Source organism: Phocaeicola sartorii JCM 17136 = DSM 21941 (assembly GCF_054653615.1).
On sequence record NZ_BAAIFW010000006.1, the window covers coordinates 1,114,685 to 1,131,883 of the forward strand.

Genomic DNA, 17,199 nt, shown 5'->3' on the forward strand with positions numbered 1-17,199 from the left:
CAAGGTCTGACACCGCTTTTTCTATTTACACAAAATGATGGACAGTGCCCCTCTTTTAGCGTTCTGTGCGACAATATTTATTTTTTTGTATTTAATTGCCATAAACTCCCACTACGTAATTTCGGGATATAAGCGCATTAGAATCAATATCTTTCTATTGGGTTCTATTACAGTCTGTCTATCTCTTCTAGCGGCAAGCCTGTCACCTGATGAATGATGTCGGCAGAAATATTTAGGGATTTCATTGTTCTGGCATTTTCTATTTTCTCTTCTTGCCTTCCTTCTTGCCTTCCTTCCTCTCTTCCTTCCATTGCTGCCGTGCTTAGTACATCATTTTGAATCATCAAGGCATTTACATGTTCGTCGTATGCCAGTTGTTCTGCTTTGTCCATATTATAATAGACAAGTTTCCGGCGCGCTTCTTCCAGTCCGGGTGCTTTGGTGTCGGGGCGGATAATACCCGATTTGAAATACTCTATCCATTCTTCGAGCGGGGTAACCGCCACCTTGTTGAATTCGTTCACCCGGATTAAGAAGTATTCGGGGAAAATTTCGGAAGGGAGTTTGTGTACGATGGCATCTTTCTCTTTGGTGGTGACTTCCAGAAAATCTCCTGTATGGACACCCACAAAAGTATTTTGACCGTGGTAAAGATAGTCGTTCCCTTTGCCGAGATCAAAATAGAGGATGCTGATGGAATAGATTTTCTTTACTTCGGAATAGAGATTGCCCAGTTCGATATGTTCCGTGATGGCTTTCGCCACACCGAAGAGTATACGTTCTAGGTAATAGATTTCCCTTGTGTTTTGTACTTCTACGATGATGATTTCGTCTTGGCTGTTTTTGGCCTTGATGTCCACACGGTTGAACTTTTCGTTTTCTCGTTGCTGGTTACCCTCGCTTTCCAGTATCTCGACAATATGGATTGGTTCGTTTAATAGTACGGTAAGAAGCCCTTCGAGTACGCCGAAGTTGGCCTTGTTGCGCAGAAGGCGTTTGATTGCCCAGTCGAATCGGATGTATTTGTCTTTCTGTTCCATGATTCCTCCTCCTTTTAAAGGGTTATGATAAGACAAAGATAATGATAATTCCCTCTTAGTGAGTAGCAATATGAAGAAATATATCGGAAAATCCTTTTTCAGCGGACTGACCTGTACCTTGCAGTCGCCTCAGAAACTGGTAGATTTCCGCTTCATCTTACATCGTATTTATGGGTGGAAAAGATACTGAGAATGAACCAGAATAAAGCGATTCCTGATAAAATAAAGATAGCCGGCAAGGCAGATAACAGTCTGTTTGTTAGGTTTACTTCGGGTTCTTTATAAACAGGATAGTCCGTTTCTGTCAGTGTGCGTTGGGTACTGCTGTAGCGTTCCTGGGGATTAAGCCAATGCGGGCTTTGGGGGTCTTTGGCATCTTCTTCTTTGAACCATTCCATGAAATGAGTGCAAAAATCATTTAAAGCTTTTTGGTTTTTGCGGAAGCGGACATAGCCGCTGTCCAGCCAATATTCATTCAGCCGGTTGAAAACGATGACGGGCGAACACATGGATAATTGATTCGTTCGCTCATATTGTTGCTGTCCCGCTTGATAATATTCATTGAGCTTATCCAGTTTGACCTTCAACATACGTCGCATTATATCGGCACGCATTTCGTGTGGCGGATAGAATGGCTCATCTTCCCGGTTTCCTAGCGCGGAAGCCGGAGCATGGTCTATAATCTGACGTTGCTGCTGTTGATAATCTTGTTGCACTTCCTCCATTGTAGTGGAAAGAGGGAATAGATAACGTGCCATAGACAATTGGCTGCTGGGTATGACAATAACACACAACAGCCAAAAAATAACACAGAGTAATAAACTGTTTCGAGGATGATTGCTGATGGTGGAAGCAAATAATCCGAAAGCGGCGAACAACGAAAGTAATAATAAGGAAGACAGGAAAAATCCACCGCATAGAATCATGAACTGTATGTTCATTTCAATACCTGACAGGAGCAGAATCAATATTCCTGTCCCGATGCCCGATAGCAATATAATGCCGCTCTGCATTACTATACATATATATTTTGATAGCAATAGCAGAAATCGTGGAACGGGATAGGTGAGCAGAAATCCCAGGGTATGAGTCTCTTTCTCTCCCGAAAACGCATTGAAAGAAAATAATAAAGTGATGAAAGTGAGTAGCGTGGTGACAACAAACGACCAACTGAAAGAAACATTGTGTTGCATCAATGGATTCTTTACAGAAAATGCGGTGCGGAAATTATGTATCCCAAATGCGTTATAAGTGAAGATAGAAGGTAACTGTTGTTCAGAACAAGGATCTATCAGTGAGGACAGTCTTGGCTGTAATAAATATTCTTGTGTGATAATGGCATAGGCGGTGACTGTCCATCCATGATATTCATCATCATTTTCTTTCCGATATTCTTCATATTCGGTTTCTGTATTGTGCCATTGGTGGACAAAGGCGATGGTTCCACAGATAAATACGCATAGCATCAACAGCCAGGATAAGCGGAATCGCAGGCTTCGCCGGTTCTTTTTCCATTCTTGCTTTAGCAAGATGTTCAGTATCATCAATTTATCGGATATCATAACGGATAGCCATTTTTATTGTTATATAAATGAATATTAAACTTGTCACAGTGAAAAACAAGAAGGTGCCCACACCGTTTTTTACCTGTTCTTGTATGCTTGCCGGTTGTTGTGCGAATCGTGGTAATTCGCGTGTGTCCAGTTTAGGGCGGTTCTCTATCTTTTGAAGGATACTTGTTTTCTCTTCTTCACTCAATGTTTCATATTTTCGGGAAACTTCATCCATTTTTTGTTCAGTCATAAAGTCTTCTTCATGTTGTGTGGTAAAATAGGAATAAGAATTGAACAGTTGATGGTCTATGAAATAATTCCATACTTCTTGTCTGTAACTTCGCACTTCATGCATGTAGGACAAATAGTTTTCGGGTGAGGTACGGCATATATGTTGTGCCGTTTCTTGAAAAACCTGTAAGGGGGAAAAGCAGGAAAACCAGTAACGTAGGCGGATTTGTCGTTTCAGTTTGTTCAGATAGCCTTTTTGTAATATCCATTTCCGGTCGGAATAGACTAGTCTTGTCAGTTCGCTTTCTGCATGGGTGCGGCGTATGGCACGGGCAAATGACATAGTGAGTCCCCATTTGTCCATAAAACCGTCTTCACCCATGTTGTTGAAAAGGGCCATCATGGTCTTCACTTTTTCTTCTTTTTCAAATTTTTCTCTTATTTCTTTTAATTCGTAATAGCGTTCGTCATCCAGCGACTTCATTTTTGCTTCTATATTCCGGTACAAAGGAATGGGGGCAATAGTTTCCGCCAAATAACCCGATACCGGTGGAAGAATAAATACCATACCAATCCAGAGCAGGAAACTGACGGTTAATGCTTGTTCGGAAGTAGAGGCGAGCAAAGAGATAAGTATTCCTATAAGTATGCATACAAAGATAAAGCTTAATGTCAGCATTGAAAGTAGTACAATTCCGCTCCAAACGGCTTCCGATAAAGGGATTCCGGCATAAATCAGATAAGCGGCACTTATCGTATAACATATTATGACCGGCGGAACCAAAACAAGGCATATTCCTCCTATTTTTCCAAAAAGAAAAGTCAACCGGTTTACAGGATGGCTGAATATCATCCGTAACATGCCTGTTTCTTTTTCATGTGAGAAAGCATCGTAAGAAAAAATGAGTGCCAGCAGGGAGAATACAAGTCCTATCATGCCGGTGAAGTCAGTGCACGGGAAGGTGTTTAGAAAAATATTCTCATTGTTTCCTGTATCTCCTTGCACTTCTGTTTGTTTATACCCTATTATGGAGCAGTCTTTATCACTGTAGGCATAGGGAAGCAATGGATAAGTGTTTAGTAAGATCTGATTATAGGTTCCCATATTGGAAGTTACTCCCTGGCAAAAGATGCTAAGGGGTTCGGTTTGTTTGATGACAAGCGGACGTACTTGCGACCATACATAAGTGTTATTTAAGGCACTGTCGGCCATGGCTTGTCTTTGCTCGCAAACTGTTTGGCGGGCACAATAGTCGTCTGTTCCTGTCAGTAGGGTAAAAGGTAGGAAAAGCAGGCAGAGCAGCAGAGTCAGAAAGAAACGCGACGAACGTAGATGCTGCTTGAAATCTTTCAGAGCGATGGAGCAAATCATGTTCATTGCGGAACCTCCTGCATATAATCCAGATAAATACGTTCAATATCCTCGTTCATGAATTCTTCACGGCGGCGCAACATTACCATACGTCCTTCTTTCATGATGCCGATACGGTCGGCTATCATGCGGGCACGGAACAGGTCGTGTGTGCATAGCAGAATGGATTTTCCTTTTTGTTTCAGTTGGAGCAATGTGTCCATCAGTTCGGCGGCGCTTTTAGGGTCGAGTCCGGTAGTGGGTTCATCCATCAGGATATTTGGTGTATCTTTTTGAAGCACACAAGCCAGTCCTACTTTTTGCCGCATTCCTTTTGAGAAGTATTTCACATGCTTTTCAAAGTCTGTTTCTTTCAGACCTACGGTTCTCATCAAGTTGTAATAGGTTTCCTTTGGGGGATTCTTTCTGTTGAGGCGGGCAAAGAATTCCAAATTTTCCCGTGCCGATAAATCTTCATAAAGCATTACGTTTTCGGAAATATAGGAGAGAAGCCGTTTCGCTTCTAATGATTGCTTTACACTGTCTCTTCCGTCTATCAAGGCTTGGCCCGAGGTGGGACGGATAAAGTTGAGAAACAGATTGAGTGTAGTTGTTTTTCCGGCACCGTTTGCTCCCAGCAGGAAGAAGATTTCTCCTTCTTCTATATGGAGGTTCAATGCATCGAGTGCCAGACTTCCGTCCTCATATCTTTTGGTTAAATCAATGGCTTGTAACATATTGTGTCTATTTTGAAAGACTCAAAGATAAGGAGGAATTGCTTGTTCTCCTACTTTTTCTCTTTTTTTGTTATCGTTTCGTTGTAGTAACTTGCCTTAGAATGCTTGTTGTGCTTTCTTTTATAGTTGTAGCAAGAGTGTTTTTACAGACGATTCAATTCCTCGTTGGCTGCTCCCGTTCCACGGTATTTACTGCGGGTGGAATTAAATTTGTAGCTCACCGTGAGCCGTACATTCCGTGTATCGCTGTAATTCCATTTGTCGAATTGCATACAGTCGCCATAGATGATGTAAGAACTGCGTTGCGAAGCGAAGATATCGTTTACACGCAGGTTTACGTTCATACGGTCGTTCATAAAGGTTTTATTCAAACTGATGTTTACTCCTTGGTTGGGTTTCATCAGCATGATGCTTCTATTGCCTTTACTTCTATAGAACAGGGTCAGGTTTCCTGTGCATGTTTTGCTGAATCGGAAATAGTTATCCAATCGGCCGTTGAAAATAGGACGGTTGAAATGTTTCAAGCTTCCCATGGTCATGTTCTTGAAAAACTGCTGCTGCATTTGCAGGCTGAGGGAAGGTTCCCACATACCGAATTGGGGAGAAAGCACCAATCCTGTGTTCAATGCTTCTATCTTGTCGAAATTCTTACGGGTAAATAGGGTGATGGCAGGGTTCTTGTCATAGGATTCGGCCACAAATTCTATGGCATCACGGCGTTGCTGGTAGCTGACAAAAAGCTGTATCCACTGGTAATTGCCCATGAATGTAAGGTCGTGGATGGTTTCGGGTTTTAAATTAGGATTACCCCCTTCGTAGGTAAAGCGGTCATCGTATTGCAGATTACTGCTTAATTCGTTATAAGACGGACGACGTGTTTTGGCTGTATAACTGAATGAGAGTTGGGTTTTTCCTACAGGCAGGGCAAAAGAAACATTGGGAAACAAGTTGTCATAGTCCCGGCTTTGTTCCTCTATTCGTTTCCCTTTGTCCAGATATTCGGAAGTGACATGTTCAAAGCGGAATCCTGCTGACGCTTGCAATTTGCCCAGGGCAATGGCAAATTCGGCGAAGCCCGCCAGCTTGTCTTCTTTAATTTCGTTGTCTGTCTCGGGCAGGTAATTCTGCGGGTTCTCATAGCGGTTCAGCCGACGTGTATGACTGTATTCAGCTCCGGCTTTCACTTCTCCTTTGCCGATGGGGTGTGTAAGGACAAGCTTGGCGGCATACAGACGGTTGTCATTCAGGTTACTGGCGGTGACGTGGCGGTCTTCATATTCTTCACTGCTTTCCAGTACATTCTGATATTGGCGTGTTTCTCCGCTGTAGTAATCGGCATTGAAGTCGATGCCCAGTTTTCCCAGGCTGCCTAGATAATAAGCATTGATGCGGTGAGAAAAATCATTGTTATTCCAGTCGTAATCATAATGTTGTTTATCATAGAATGAGCCGTCGGCTATGATTTCATAATCGGAAGTCATTTTCAGCTTGCTTTTAGGCGAACGGTTGAAAGTATATCTTGCTCCCAAGGAATGATCACTGTTTATCATATAGTTGAATCCGCCTTCTGTGTTGATATAGTGGCTCTTGGCATTCATGTCCATTTCCGAGCGATGCTGCCAAAGGGTGTCTACCTCTATATAATGTTTGTCTTTTTGTTCCTGATAATTACCCATGTGTGAGTAGTAGATGTTGGCAAACAAATCCAGTCCTCCGTGACGGTAATTCATGTTCAGTTGTTCAAAGTGGTTGAAGTTGTGGTCTTGGATGATACCGGCATGGATGTTCGTACTGAAGCCTTCGCCTTTGGGTTTCACTGTTTTAATTTTAATGACGGACTTTACAGTGACATCATATTCGGCTCCCGGGTTGGTGATAACTTCTACACTTTGTACATCTTTAGAACTCAAACGTTCCAGTTCGCTGAGGTCACGGAGTTGACGTCCGTTTAGATAAATCAACGGAGTACCTTTTCCAAAGACGGTGAATTGGCCATTGTCACCTTGCACGAAGGGAATGTGGGCCAGTACGTCATTCGCTGTTCCGGCGGTACTGAGCAGAGAATTGGAAACATGAGTGACCAGTGCGTTCCCTTTCATTTTATAGGTAGGACGGCGGGCGGTAACTACAGCTTCTTGCAACAGGATTGCATCGGATTTCAGAGTTAAGGTACCGATATTTCCCGATTGACAGTTCTTATAGATTGTTTTATACCCTACGGAGGAAGCTTTTAGAATATAAGCTTTTCCATTCACCTTGTCTAATATGAAATCTCCGTCAGTATTAGTGATAGTTCCCTGTACAAAGCTGGAATCAGTCGGGCTTAACAAGATAATGTTGGCATATTCCAACGGCACATGGTTTTCGTCTATTAATTTCCCGATAATGGTTTGTGCTTGCGCGGTGGTTATTCCTGTCAGCAGCAGAGCTAGAAGTAATTTTATCGTTTTCATATTTTATTGATATTGTTGGTTATTCATGTTGGGTGGGTAACAGATTACCCGATAATCCTTTCTTTCTTTTCTATTTGCTATATAAAATACAATTTCCATGCCAAAACAGAAAATGTACTGATAATCAAATGGTTACTATGGAAAGATAATGGAGGGTAGATTGAGTTTGAGAAAATGATTACCCAATTGTGAGTAAATAGTTACTCATTTATATCATTTTTTATTTTAAAACAATATCTTTGTGAGTATAAATAGAACCTATTATGTTTCATCTTTTTCCTACTACTCATTCTGTTGAACTAAAACAACTTTTGTCGGAGTTCAACCGTTCGCTCATGTTGATTGCTGATAAACAGTTATTAATCAGTAACTTTTTGTCGAAGGTTAATCAAATAACTCCTGTGCAGGGTATTTTTCTTTTTCTTCCTGATGAGAATACGGAGAAATATAAAATGCAGGGATTGGAAGACAAGAATGTATCCTATTTTATGGGGAGAGGAAAATTGGTGAATTGGTTGGCTGTGAATGAACGTCCATTGGTTGTTTCGGAAAGTTCTTCTCTCCTCTCCTATTTTTCTGAAGAGGAACGGAAATTGCTGTCCCGGCTGAATGCGGAATTAGTCTATCCATTGAATGTGATGAACCGAATTAGTGGTATTCTGGTAATGGGGAAAAAGGTGAATGGAAAAGAATTTGATAAGAAAGAGCTGGAATTACTTTCTTTATTATTGGGACAGGCTGCTTTTGCCATTGAACATGCCTCACTTTATGAAATTCAACGGGATCGTTTGAAACGGATGTACCGCACAGACCGTTTGGCTGTCTTGGGAGAACTGGCAGCCGGCGCAGCACACGAAATAAAAAATCCGCTTACTTCTATCCGCAGCACTATTCAATATTTGAGTAATGATTTTGATGTTGAGAGTGAAAAGGGGCAGATGATGCATGAGTTATTGAATGAAACGGAACGTATTAACAAGATTGTGCAAGGTTTGCTTTCTTTTGCCCGTCCGTCTGAGTTAAATTCGATGGAAGTCAATCTGGAACAGCTTATTAACCAGACTTTGTTACTTGTTAACAACACGTTGAAAAAGCAACGGATAGAAGTGGAATTTGAATATTTCACCGAACAGACTACCATTATGGGAGATGCGGAGCAACTGAAACAGGTCTGTCTGAATATTATTCTGAATGCGGTGGAAGCAATGAAGGAGAATGATGAGTCTCATCCCCGCACTTTATATATAAGTATGGAAGAAGGTACCCTGATTGATGTCCGCAGCCGTTATTTGTTGATTTCATTTGAGGATACGGGAAAAGGAATTGATGAGGAAGACATTGAGAATGTATTCAATCCTTTCTTCACTACCAAAGAAGAAGGAACAGGACTGGGGCTTGCTATCTGTTTCGGTATTATCAACCGTCATAAGGGAGAGCTGGAAGTCCGTAGTACTCTTGGAAAAGGAACTTGTTTTACGATTAAACTCCCCCAACATATATGAAAGGAAAGATATTGATAGCGGATGATGAACCGCGTATACGGAAGATAATGACTCTCTTATTATCGCAGGAAGGATATGAAGTCAAGTCGGTAGAGAACGGTAAAGCGGCTGTTGCCGAAGCTACTTTGTTTAATCCTGATGTAATTCTTCTGGACCAGCAAATGCCGATAATGAACGGAACGGAGGCCTTGGATAAAATACGCCTCATGCGTCCTAATCAGGTTATGATGTTGGTAACAGCTTTCGGCACTATTTCGTTGGCGGTGGATGCTGTAAAAAAAGGAGCGTATGATTTTATAGAAAAGCCTTTTGATAATGATGATTTGCTGTTGAAAGTGAAACGTGCCATGGAACACAGTCATCTGAAAGGAGAGCTTCATCAATTAAAGAAGCGTTTAGGAGAAGGAGAACGTCCGATTATCGGTAGCGAAGGCGGACTCCGAATGGTAATGGAACAAATGAACCGCGTGGCAAGGACTGAAGCTACCGTGTTTATTCATGGAGAAAGCGGAACCGGAAAAGAATTGATTGCCCGTGCGGTGCATGTACGCAGCAAACGGAGTGAAAAGCCTTTTATAGCAATCAACTGTGGCGCTATTCCTCTTTCTTTGATAGAGAATGAATTGTTCGGACACGAAAAAGGAGCTTTTACCGATGCTAAAGAAGCCCAGCCGGGTATCTTTGAACAAGCAGAAGAAGGAACACTTTTTCTAGATGAGATTGGTGAATTACCGATGGATGCGCAGGTGAAACTTCTTCGTGTGCTGGAAGAGAGGAAAGTGACTCGTATCGGAGGGACAAAACAGATTCCGGTTAATGTACGTATTGTAGCCGCTACCAATCGTAATTTGGAAGAAGAAGTGAAACAAGGTAATTTCCGTCTGGATTTATTGTATCGGCTGAATGTATTTACATTAGAACTTCCACCTCTGAGGGAACGTAAAGAAGATATTCCCTTGTTGACTGATTTTTTTATCCGCAAACACAATGAGGCATTAAATCTGTCAGTGAAAAGTATTACTCCGGCAGCGATGGATAAACTTTGTATTTATGACTGGCCGGGAAATATCCGTGATTTGGAAAATGCCATTCAGAGTGCCATGATTCTTAGTCTGGAGGGAACGATTGATGTGCAGCAGCTTCCTGTGCGTGTCAAAGGGTATGAGCAAAACGATATTCCTTTATCTTTAGGTGATAATAATGATATCCGTGAAGTGAATGCCCAGGTAGAAAAGGAGTTGATACAAGAGACATTAAGAAAGTTTGCCGGAAACCGTACACTTACGGCTGAGGCTCTGAATATCAGCCGGAAGACTTTGTTCAACAAAATGAAAAAATACGGATTATAATAGAAGTGATAATAAAACTCACTGCATATATCTTCATGATGGCCAGACCTGATCCGGTAGAGTTTTTCAAATAAGCTACCGGAAGCAACCGGCCATTAAAGGTATAAATATTTATACCTCTTCCATCCTTGCCAGCTCCCATCCGCAGAACTGCATCACAATACAATGCAGGCGGGTTTCCCTGCAAAGCTGCCGAACCTTCTCTCCTTCGGCATAACCGTGAATCTGCTGTACGGCGGCATCCCATTGTTCCTCGGCCTGTGCCTCGAATTTCTCTTTCGGAAGGTATTTTAATTCCAGGATGTAGCTGTGCTCCACTTCAGGATAGCGCTGCAGGTCCGGCATGAGGAACATGTCGCAGAAACCGTGGTTCAGCTCCACCTCGGGCATGGTCAGGTAGTAGGCATTGATGCTTAAGTAGGCTGTGAAGAAACCTTGAATGTTCCTTTCGCCCTCTATGCTGCTGCGCACCGAGGAATTGTCCTTATAGGCGCGGGCTATAAAATCCAGGGCCGGACGCCAGTCCCCATCAAAGGCCATGTCATTAAAAAGGATTTCCACATCTACCAGATTAATATGTTCATGCTTTTGATAATCCTCCAACAGGTATTCATAATACTGCTTGCGGACATTATTGTTGGGAATCCCCAAAACAATCAGGTTGCCTCGAGTTCCTATGATAGTCAGCATGCCGTAATAGAAGAGCAGGCTTGGGAAAATCTCAGGCTTGGTGAGTTCGTCGGCAGAGAACGAGGGGAACAGGTTTGTCAGTATCTTCCCCTCCTCGGTAATCTTCCGGAGCACCCCTTTTCGGTTTCCGTCCAGACGGTCCAGCTGAATCAGTTTCTTCATCTTGCTGTAGTCCGTCTTGGTATTGGGGTCAATCATTTGCTTGGGAGACTTCCCCAACTGGATGCGGTTACGAAGGTAGTAAAGCACCATATCGCAATTGAACATTTTCGGTTCACGGTCCAGGCTTTCTTCAGCAAAGCAATAATTGTCATACCATGGCTTCATCTCCTGAATCATCTCCTCCACATCGCCTTGCAGCTTTCCCTTTTCCTGATAATAGCGGAGCATGGCACGTACATCCTCTTCTGAAAATCCCAGCATTCCGTTGAAAAACGGACTGGTACTGATATTCCATCCGATATTGAATCCGCTGGTCAGGTCGTCCAGGGTGACGGGGCTGACTCCCGTCATGAAAATGCGGTCGAACATGCCTTTGTAGTTCTTGAAGGCATCCCGATAGAAACCGCTGGCGTGGGTGATGGCATGGTAAATCTCATTTCCCTGCTCATTGAGTACCACATTTGTAAAGTTGTCATATTCATCTATTATAAGGTAAAGGGGATAGCCCAGACGGCGGGCTCTGGCATCCAGCATGTGCAGTTTGTCCAGTCCTTTTTCAGCAGACAGGAAACGTGCAATAAACTCATCATCATAATATTCCCGATAACGATTTAAAAACTCATCCAGCTGGACGGCACTGTAAGCGTCAAATCTTTTGGAAAGCTCGTCTATGCTTCCCCCTATCTTTGAGAAGTCCAGATAAAGTATCTGGTATTTTCCCTGCAGGGGAGTGGGATGCTTCCCTATCCATAAATCACCGAACAGTTTTTGAAAGTCATCTTTTCGGGAAAGGTCATAATAGCTACGGAGCATATCCAGAAAAAGGCTCTTTCCGAAACGTCGGGGGCGGATAAAGATGAGATAGTTGGCTTGGTCTTCCAATAAGGGCAGATACATCGTCTTGTCCACATAATAGCGGTTTTGTTCTATCACATCCGTGAAATTTGACATTCCGTAAGGTATTTCTTTTATCGCTTCCATAATCTATTCTCCTTTTGAGTTTAAAACAACCGATAGACAAAGATAGTTTTTTCAACCGGATATTGCGCAGGAAAAAGCAAATATTCTTATGATTTACAGGCATGGAGGTATCTCACACTTCCATTTTTTTGATAATTTGTTGGTATGTGCTTATTTATGTAGATTATTTTAGGAAAATAATAGTCCGAAATGATTGCCAAGCAATAGATTTCACTAAATTTGCAATTGTGGCATATTTAAAACTGAAGGGCTTATGAAGTGGAAATCGGATTTATTTAACAACATAGTCCGCATAGGAATATATTTGTTGCTTTGGGGCATTTCATCAGACATGGCTGCTCAAGAGGATGTGAAACGCACGGTTCGTGACAGTGTGCGGACATCGTCCGAAATGCAGGAAGGGAACTCTTTGTCTGTTTCTTTTTTGCATGAAGACTTTGTTGCACCGGATGAAAAGACTTTGAGTTTTCCTCTGCCCCAACCTGCCCCAACCGATTCTTTACTTCGTCTTTCTTTAAAGAAGCCGCTTGTTCTTCCTTATCATACAAACCCTTCACCGATGTTCAGGGGAGATTACAACACCGGCGGGATAATAAAAGGATTTGAAAATGGTGTGTTTTATGGTTCGGGAGAGCAGACCACTTTGCCTGGTATCGGACTGATGAATAAAGCTTCGTTGGGATACATGTACAGATTCAATCCCCGATGGAGCGTACAGGTGGGTATCAATGCCATGAAAATGAATATGCCTTTCGCTGTTGGACAGTCTTTCGGCACTTCGGGCGCAGTGATGTATCGGGCTTCAGACCGTGTTGCCTTTAAAGTATTCGGTTCTTATTATAGAGGTCAGACGTATGGTATGGAATCGCACAGTTATGGTGCCAGCATGACGGTGGATATGAGCGAGCGGTTCAGTGTGGAAATGGGAGTGCAGCGTTATTACAATCCTTTGCGTGGAGGTTGGGAAACGGTTCCGGTAGTAGTTCCCTGTTATAAGTTCAATAAGTTTAATTTAGGGATAGATGTAGGCGGTTTGATTTACGAGATTCTTCACAAGGTGGTGATTGATAAGGACAGGGGCAAGATGGGTAATCCTACCCTTGGACCACCGTCCCGCTTTCAGATGCAGGGGCGGTGAAATAAGGGATAGAATTTATTTTATTTTCAATTTATCGAACCCTTCGCCATACACTCCCACTACATTGCTTTGTGAGATGAATGCATTGGGGTCAATATCTTTCACCAAACGGAATATATCCAGTGACTGGCTTTTTTTTGCCAATACCACAACGACCTTTATGTTTTGCTTGCTGTACCAACCGGTGCCGTCCAGCAATGTTACTCCGCGGTCGATTTGCTTGGTGATACCTTCGGCTATTTCATCATGCTTACGCGAAAAGATGAGGAATTGAACAGACTGACGTGTACTGTTGATTACATAATCAATCACGATACTCATGATGAACAAGACACAAAATCCGAATAATACTCGCTTCCAATCGTGAAAGATGAAATAGCAGGAAGAAATAATGACGATATCACAGTACATCATCATTCGGCCCAAGGTCACATCCTTATATTTATTGATAATCCAGGCTATGATATCTGTCCCTCCGGTACTTCCGTTGTTGCAGAATACAATGCCAATGCCGAAACCTAACAATCCTGCACCCACTACACAAGCCATGAACTCTTGTCCGGGGCCTAATAATTGGGGTAAGTTACCATCCGGTCCTTTTAATATTGCCTGAAAAAGCCAAAGCAGAAATGTCAGCATGAAGATGGCATAAACTGTTTTCAAACTAAACTTGGGGCCGAGTATCTTCAATGCGAATCCTAAAAAAAGTGCATTGATTATGAAGTAGGAAACTTGAATTTCCACACCTGTCACATAATAGATGATGGCCGAAATACCGGTTACTCCACCTGTAGTTATTTGATAGGGCAGCAAAAATGCTGCCCATCCCAATGCATAACATATCAGTCCGAAAGTAATGGACAAATAGTCCTTTACATCTCTACCAAGTCTGATTTTTAGAATTTTATCCATAGATGATTATAGTACGATATTTACAATCTTCTTCGGAACGATAATTACCTTCTTCGGAGTCTTACCTTCAATCCATTTCTGTGCCTGCTCGTCTGCCATAACGGTTGCCTGAATGGTATCATTGTCGGCATCAGCAGGGAATTCCAGGGTGAAACGTGCTTTACCGTTGAAAGAGATGGTGTACTTCACGCTATCTTCTTTCAGGTAGTCTTCATTGAATACAGGCCATTGTGCATCGCATACGCTGGTGGTGTTGCCCAGTGCTTCCCAAAGTTCTTCGGCGAAGTGAGGGGCGAAGGGGGCCAGTAGGATGATGAGATTGCTTAATACCTCTTTATTGCGGCATTTCAATGAAGTCAGTTCGTTCACGCATATCATGAAAGCACTGATAGAGGTGTTGTAAGAGAAGGTTTCAATGTCTCCGGTTACTTTCTTAATCAGTTTATGAATGGCTTTCAATTCTTCTTTGGTCGGTTCTCCTTCTACCGGCAGGAATTCATCTGTACGGCTATAGAAGAGGTTCCAGAGTTTTTTCAGGAAACGGTGTACACCGTCAATACCGTTAGTATCCCAAGGTTTGGACTGCTCTACCGGGCCGAGGAACATTTCATACATGCGCAGCGTGTCGGCGCCGTATCTTTCGACAATCATGTCCGGATTGACCACATTGTACATGGATTTACTCATCTTCTCTACTGCCCAGCCACAGATGTATTTTCCATCCTCGAGGATGAATTCGGCATTGTTGTATTCGGGGCGCCATGCCTTGAAAGCTTCTACATCCAAGATATCATTGGATACGATGTTCACATCCACGTGCAGCGGAGTAGTTTCGTACTGGTCTTTCAGGTTCAGTGACACAAAGGTGTTGGTGTCTTTGATGCGATAGACAAAGTTGCTCCGTCCCTGAATCATTCCTTGGTTCACCAACTTTTGGAACGGTTCTTCCTTGATGCTTACACCCATATCGTGCAGGAACTTGTTCCAGAAGCGGGAGTAAATCAAGTGACCCGTAGCATGTTCCGTACCACCTACATAGAGGTCTACATTCTGCCAGTAATGGTCTGCCTTTTCCGATACCAACGCTTGGTCGTTGTGTGGGTCCATATAACGCAGGTAATAGGCGGATGAACCGGCAAAGCCCGGCATGGTGTTCAGTTCCAGCGGGAATACATGGACGTTGTCAATCAAAGTGTTTTCTACCACTTCACCTTTTTCCACATCCCAAGCCCATTGGGTGGCATGTCCCAATGGAGGCTCGCCTGTTTCGGTCGGCAGGAACTTGGCCACTTCGGGAAGTTCCAGCGGTAATTTGGACGAGTCAATCATATAAGGCATACCGTCTTTGTAATATACCGGGAACGGTTCGCCCCAATAACGTTGGCGTGAGAAGATGGCGTCGCGAAGACGGTAGTTCACTTTCACACGTCCCAGGTTGTGGGCTTTTACATATTCTTTGGTAGCGGCGATAGCCTCTTTGATGGTCAAGCCGTTTAAAGAAAGGTCACAGTAAGGAGTAACGTCTTTGCGAGGGGAGTTGCATACGATTCCTTCCTTGGCATCGAAGCTTTCTTCGCTGACGTCGCAACCTTCTACCAACGGAACGATAGGCAGGTTGAAGTGTTTTGCAAAAGCATAGTCACGGCTGTCGTGGGCAGGAACCGCCATGATGGCACCTGTACCATAGCCTGCTAATACGTAGTCGCTGATCCATACGGGAACAGCGTCACCGGTAAACGGGTTGATGGCGTATGAACCGCTGAATACACCGGTCACGCGGCGGTCGGCGATACGTTCGCGTTCGGTACGTTTCTTGGTGCGGTCCAGATAGGCTTCCACTTCGGCTTTCTGTGCTTCGGTGGTCAGTTGGGCAACCAGCTCGCTCTCCGGAGCCAGCACCATGAAGGTTACACCGAACATGGTGTCTGCACGGGTGGTAAAGATAGTGAATTCGATATCGCTGTCTTTTACTTTGAATTGTACTTCCGTACCTTCCGAACGGCCGATCCAGTTGCGCTGTGTTTCTTTCAGTGAGTCTGTCCAGTCCACCGTGTCCAGTCCGTCCAGCAGTCGTTGTGCGTAAGCCGAAACGCGCAGGCACCATTGGCGCATTTTCTTCTGAACCACGGGGAAACCGCCACGTTCACTTACACCGTCCACTACTTCATCGTTGGCCAGTACGGTTCCCAGTTGCGGACACCAGTTCACCATCGTTTCGCCCAGGTAGGCAATGCGGTAGTTCATCAGGATTTCCTGCTGTTCCTTTTCGCTCTTGGCGTTCCATTCTTCGGCGGTAAAACTGAGTTCCTCGCTGCAAGCCGCATTCAGTCCTTCGTTGCCGTACTGGGCAAATGCTTCTGTCAGTTCGCTGATGGGGCGTGCTTGCTGTGTATCGTTACAATAATAGCTGTCGAACATTTGTTGGAAAGCCCATTGGGTCCAATGGTAGTAACCGGGTTCACAAGTACGCACCTCACGGTTCCAATCAAAAGAGAAACCGATTTTATCCAACTGTTCACGATAGCGGTTGATATTGTTCACAGTGGTGATGGCAGGGTGTTGTCCGGTTTGGATGGCGTATTGTTCGGCAGGAAGTCCGTAAGCGTCATACCCCATGGGGTTCAGCACGTTGAAGCCTTGCAAACGTTTGTAACGGGCATAAATATCACTGGCAATGTATCCCAGCGGGTGTCCTACATGCAGTCCGGCTCCCGATGGATAGGGGAACATGTTCAGTACGTAGAATTTCTTTTTGTTTTCGTTTTCGGTCACTTGATAGGTCTTATTTTCCACCCATCTTTGCTGCCATTTCTTCTCAATCTCTCTGAAATTGTATTCCATGATCTATTTTTGTTATTTAATATCTTTGTTATTAAGTGGTTGCAAAGATAATGAAAGTCGGGGAGATATACGGAAAGAACAGGAAATAAAAAAGCATCTTATTAGGTATATTGCTTTCTCTTTATTTACATTTTGGGGAAGAGTCATGTATATCACTCCCGGATTTATTGTATTTATTTATACAAATGAAAGCGCACATTTATACGTACGTACGCATGGGCCTTTACGTACGTATGTGTGGCTCTACACAGGCGTATGC

The 17,199-nt window shown here is 43.4% G+C and carries 11 protein-coding genes; 3 read left to right on the forward strand and 8 right to left on the reverse strand.

Going from position 1 to position 17,199, the window contains the following annotated elements; genetic code table 11:
* Nucleotides 1–167 precede the first annotated feature (167 nt).
* The 5 genes from ACYQ0C_RS21555 to ACYQ0C_RS21575 all read right to left on the reverse strand — a co-directional run bounded on the left by ACYQ0C_RS21555 (nucleotide 168) and on the right by ACYQ0C_RS21575 (nucleotide 7,365).
* Complete coding sequence (locus ACYQ0C_RS21555) at nucleotides 168–1,043, reverse strand: Rpn family recombination-promoting nuclease/putative transposase (protein ID WP_032941407.1); 876 nt, start codon at nucleotides 1,041–1,043, stop codon at nucleotides 168–170.
* A 149-nt stretch (nucleotides 1,044–1,192) separates the two neighbouring features.
* Nucleotides 1,193–2,602 (reverse strand): ABC transporter permease, encoded by a 1,410-nt coding sequence (locus ACYQ0C_RS21560; protein ID WP_016274905.1) that lies wholly within the window; start codon nucleotides 2,600–2,602, stop codon nucleotides 1,193–1,195.
* Nucleotides 2,589–4,202 (reverse strand): ABC transporter permease, encoded by a 1,614-nt coding sequence (locus tag ACYQ0C_RS21565; protein WP_016274906.1) that lies wholly within the window; start codon nucleotides 4,200–4,202, stop codon nucleotides 2,589–2,591. Before ACYQ0C_RS21565 ends, ACYQ0C_RS21560 begins: the two co-directional genes overlap by 14 nt.
* On the reverse strand, nucleotides 4,199–4,912 hold the full coding sequence (locus ACYQ0C_RS21570) for an ABC transporter ATP-binding protein (protein WP_016274907.1): 714 nt from the start codon (nucleotides 4,910–4,912) through the stop codon (nucleotides 4,199–4,201). The genes ACYQ0C_RS21565 and ACYQ0C_RS21570 overlap by 4 nt, the downstream gene beginning before the upstream one ends.
* Before the next feature lie 143 nt (nucleotides 4,913–5,055).
* Nucleotides 5,056–7,365 (reverse strand): TonB-dependent receptor family protein, encoded by a 2,310-nt coding sequence (locus ACYQ0C_RS21575; RefSeq protein WP_016274908.1) that lies wholly within the window; start codon nucleotides 7,363–7,365, stop codon nucleotides 5,056–5,058.
* Nucleotides 7,366–7,628: 263 nt separating this feature from the next.
* Between ACYQ0C_RS21575 and ACYQ0C_RS21580 the strand changes: the two genes are divergently transcribed.
* Complete coding sequence (locus ACYQ0C_RS21580) at nucleotides 7,629–8,867, forward strand: two-component system sensor histidine kinase NtrB (protein ID WP_016274909.1); 1,239 nt, start codon at nucleotides 7,629–7,631, stop codon at nucleotides 8,865–8,867.
* Nucleotides 8,864–10,216, forward strand: a complete 1,353-nt coding sequence (locus ACYQ0C_RS21585) for a sigma-54-dependent transcriptional regulator (protein WP_016274910.1) — start codon at nucleotides 8,864–8,866, stop codon at nucleotides 10,214–10,216. The genes ACYQ0C_RS21580 and ACYQ0C_RS21585 overlap by 4 nt, the downstream gene beginning before the upstream one ends.
* 111 nt (nucleotides 10,217–10,327) lie before the next feature.
* Here the strand turns inward: ACYQ0C_RS21585 and ACYQ0C_RS21590 are convergent, their stop codons facing one another.
* Nucleotides 10,328–12,049, reverse strand: a complete 1,722-nt coding sequence (locus tag ACYQ0C_RS21590) for an ATP-binding protein (protein WP_016274911.1) — start codon at nucleotides 12,047–12,049, stop codon at nucleotides 10,328–10,330.
* Nucleotides 12,050–12,302: 253 nt separating this feature from the next.
* Here ACYQ0C_RS21590 and ACYQ0C_RS21595 point away from each other — a divergent pair, with 253 nt between their 5' ends.
* Nucleotides 12,303–13,187: a hypothetical protein gene (locus ACYQ0C_RS21595; protein ID WP_016274912.1), complete on the forward strand. Its 885-nt coding sequence runs from the start codon at nucleotides 12,303–12,305 to the stop codon at nucleotides 13,185–13,187.
* 15 nt (nucleotides 13,188–13,202) lie between these two features.
* On the opposite strand, the gene ACYQ0C_RS21600 is transcribed toward ACYQ0C_RS21595, so the two are convergent.
* Together ACYQ0C_RS21600 and leuS are read right to left on the reverse strand one after the other, a co-directional pair.
* Entirely contained in the window at nucleotides 13,203–14,099 is an 897-nt protein-coding gene (locus ACYQ0C_RS21600; RefSeq protein WP_016274913.1) for a YitT family protein, read from the reverse strand.
* Nucleotides 14,100–14,105: 6 nt separating this feature from the next.
* On the reverse strand, nucleotides 14,106–16,940 hold the full coding sequence (gene leuS / locus ACYQ0C_RS21605) for a leucine--tRNA ligase (RefSeq protein WP_016274914.1): 2,835 nt from the start codon (nucleotides 16,938–16,940) through the stop codon (nucleotides 14,106–14,108).
* Nucleotides 16,941–17,199 lie beyond the last annotated feature (259 nt).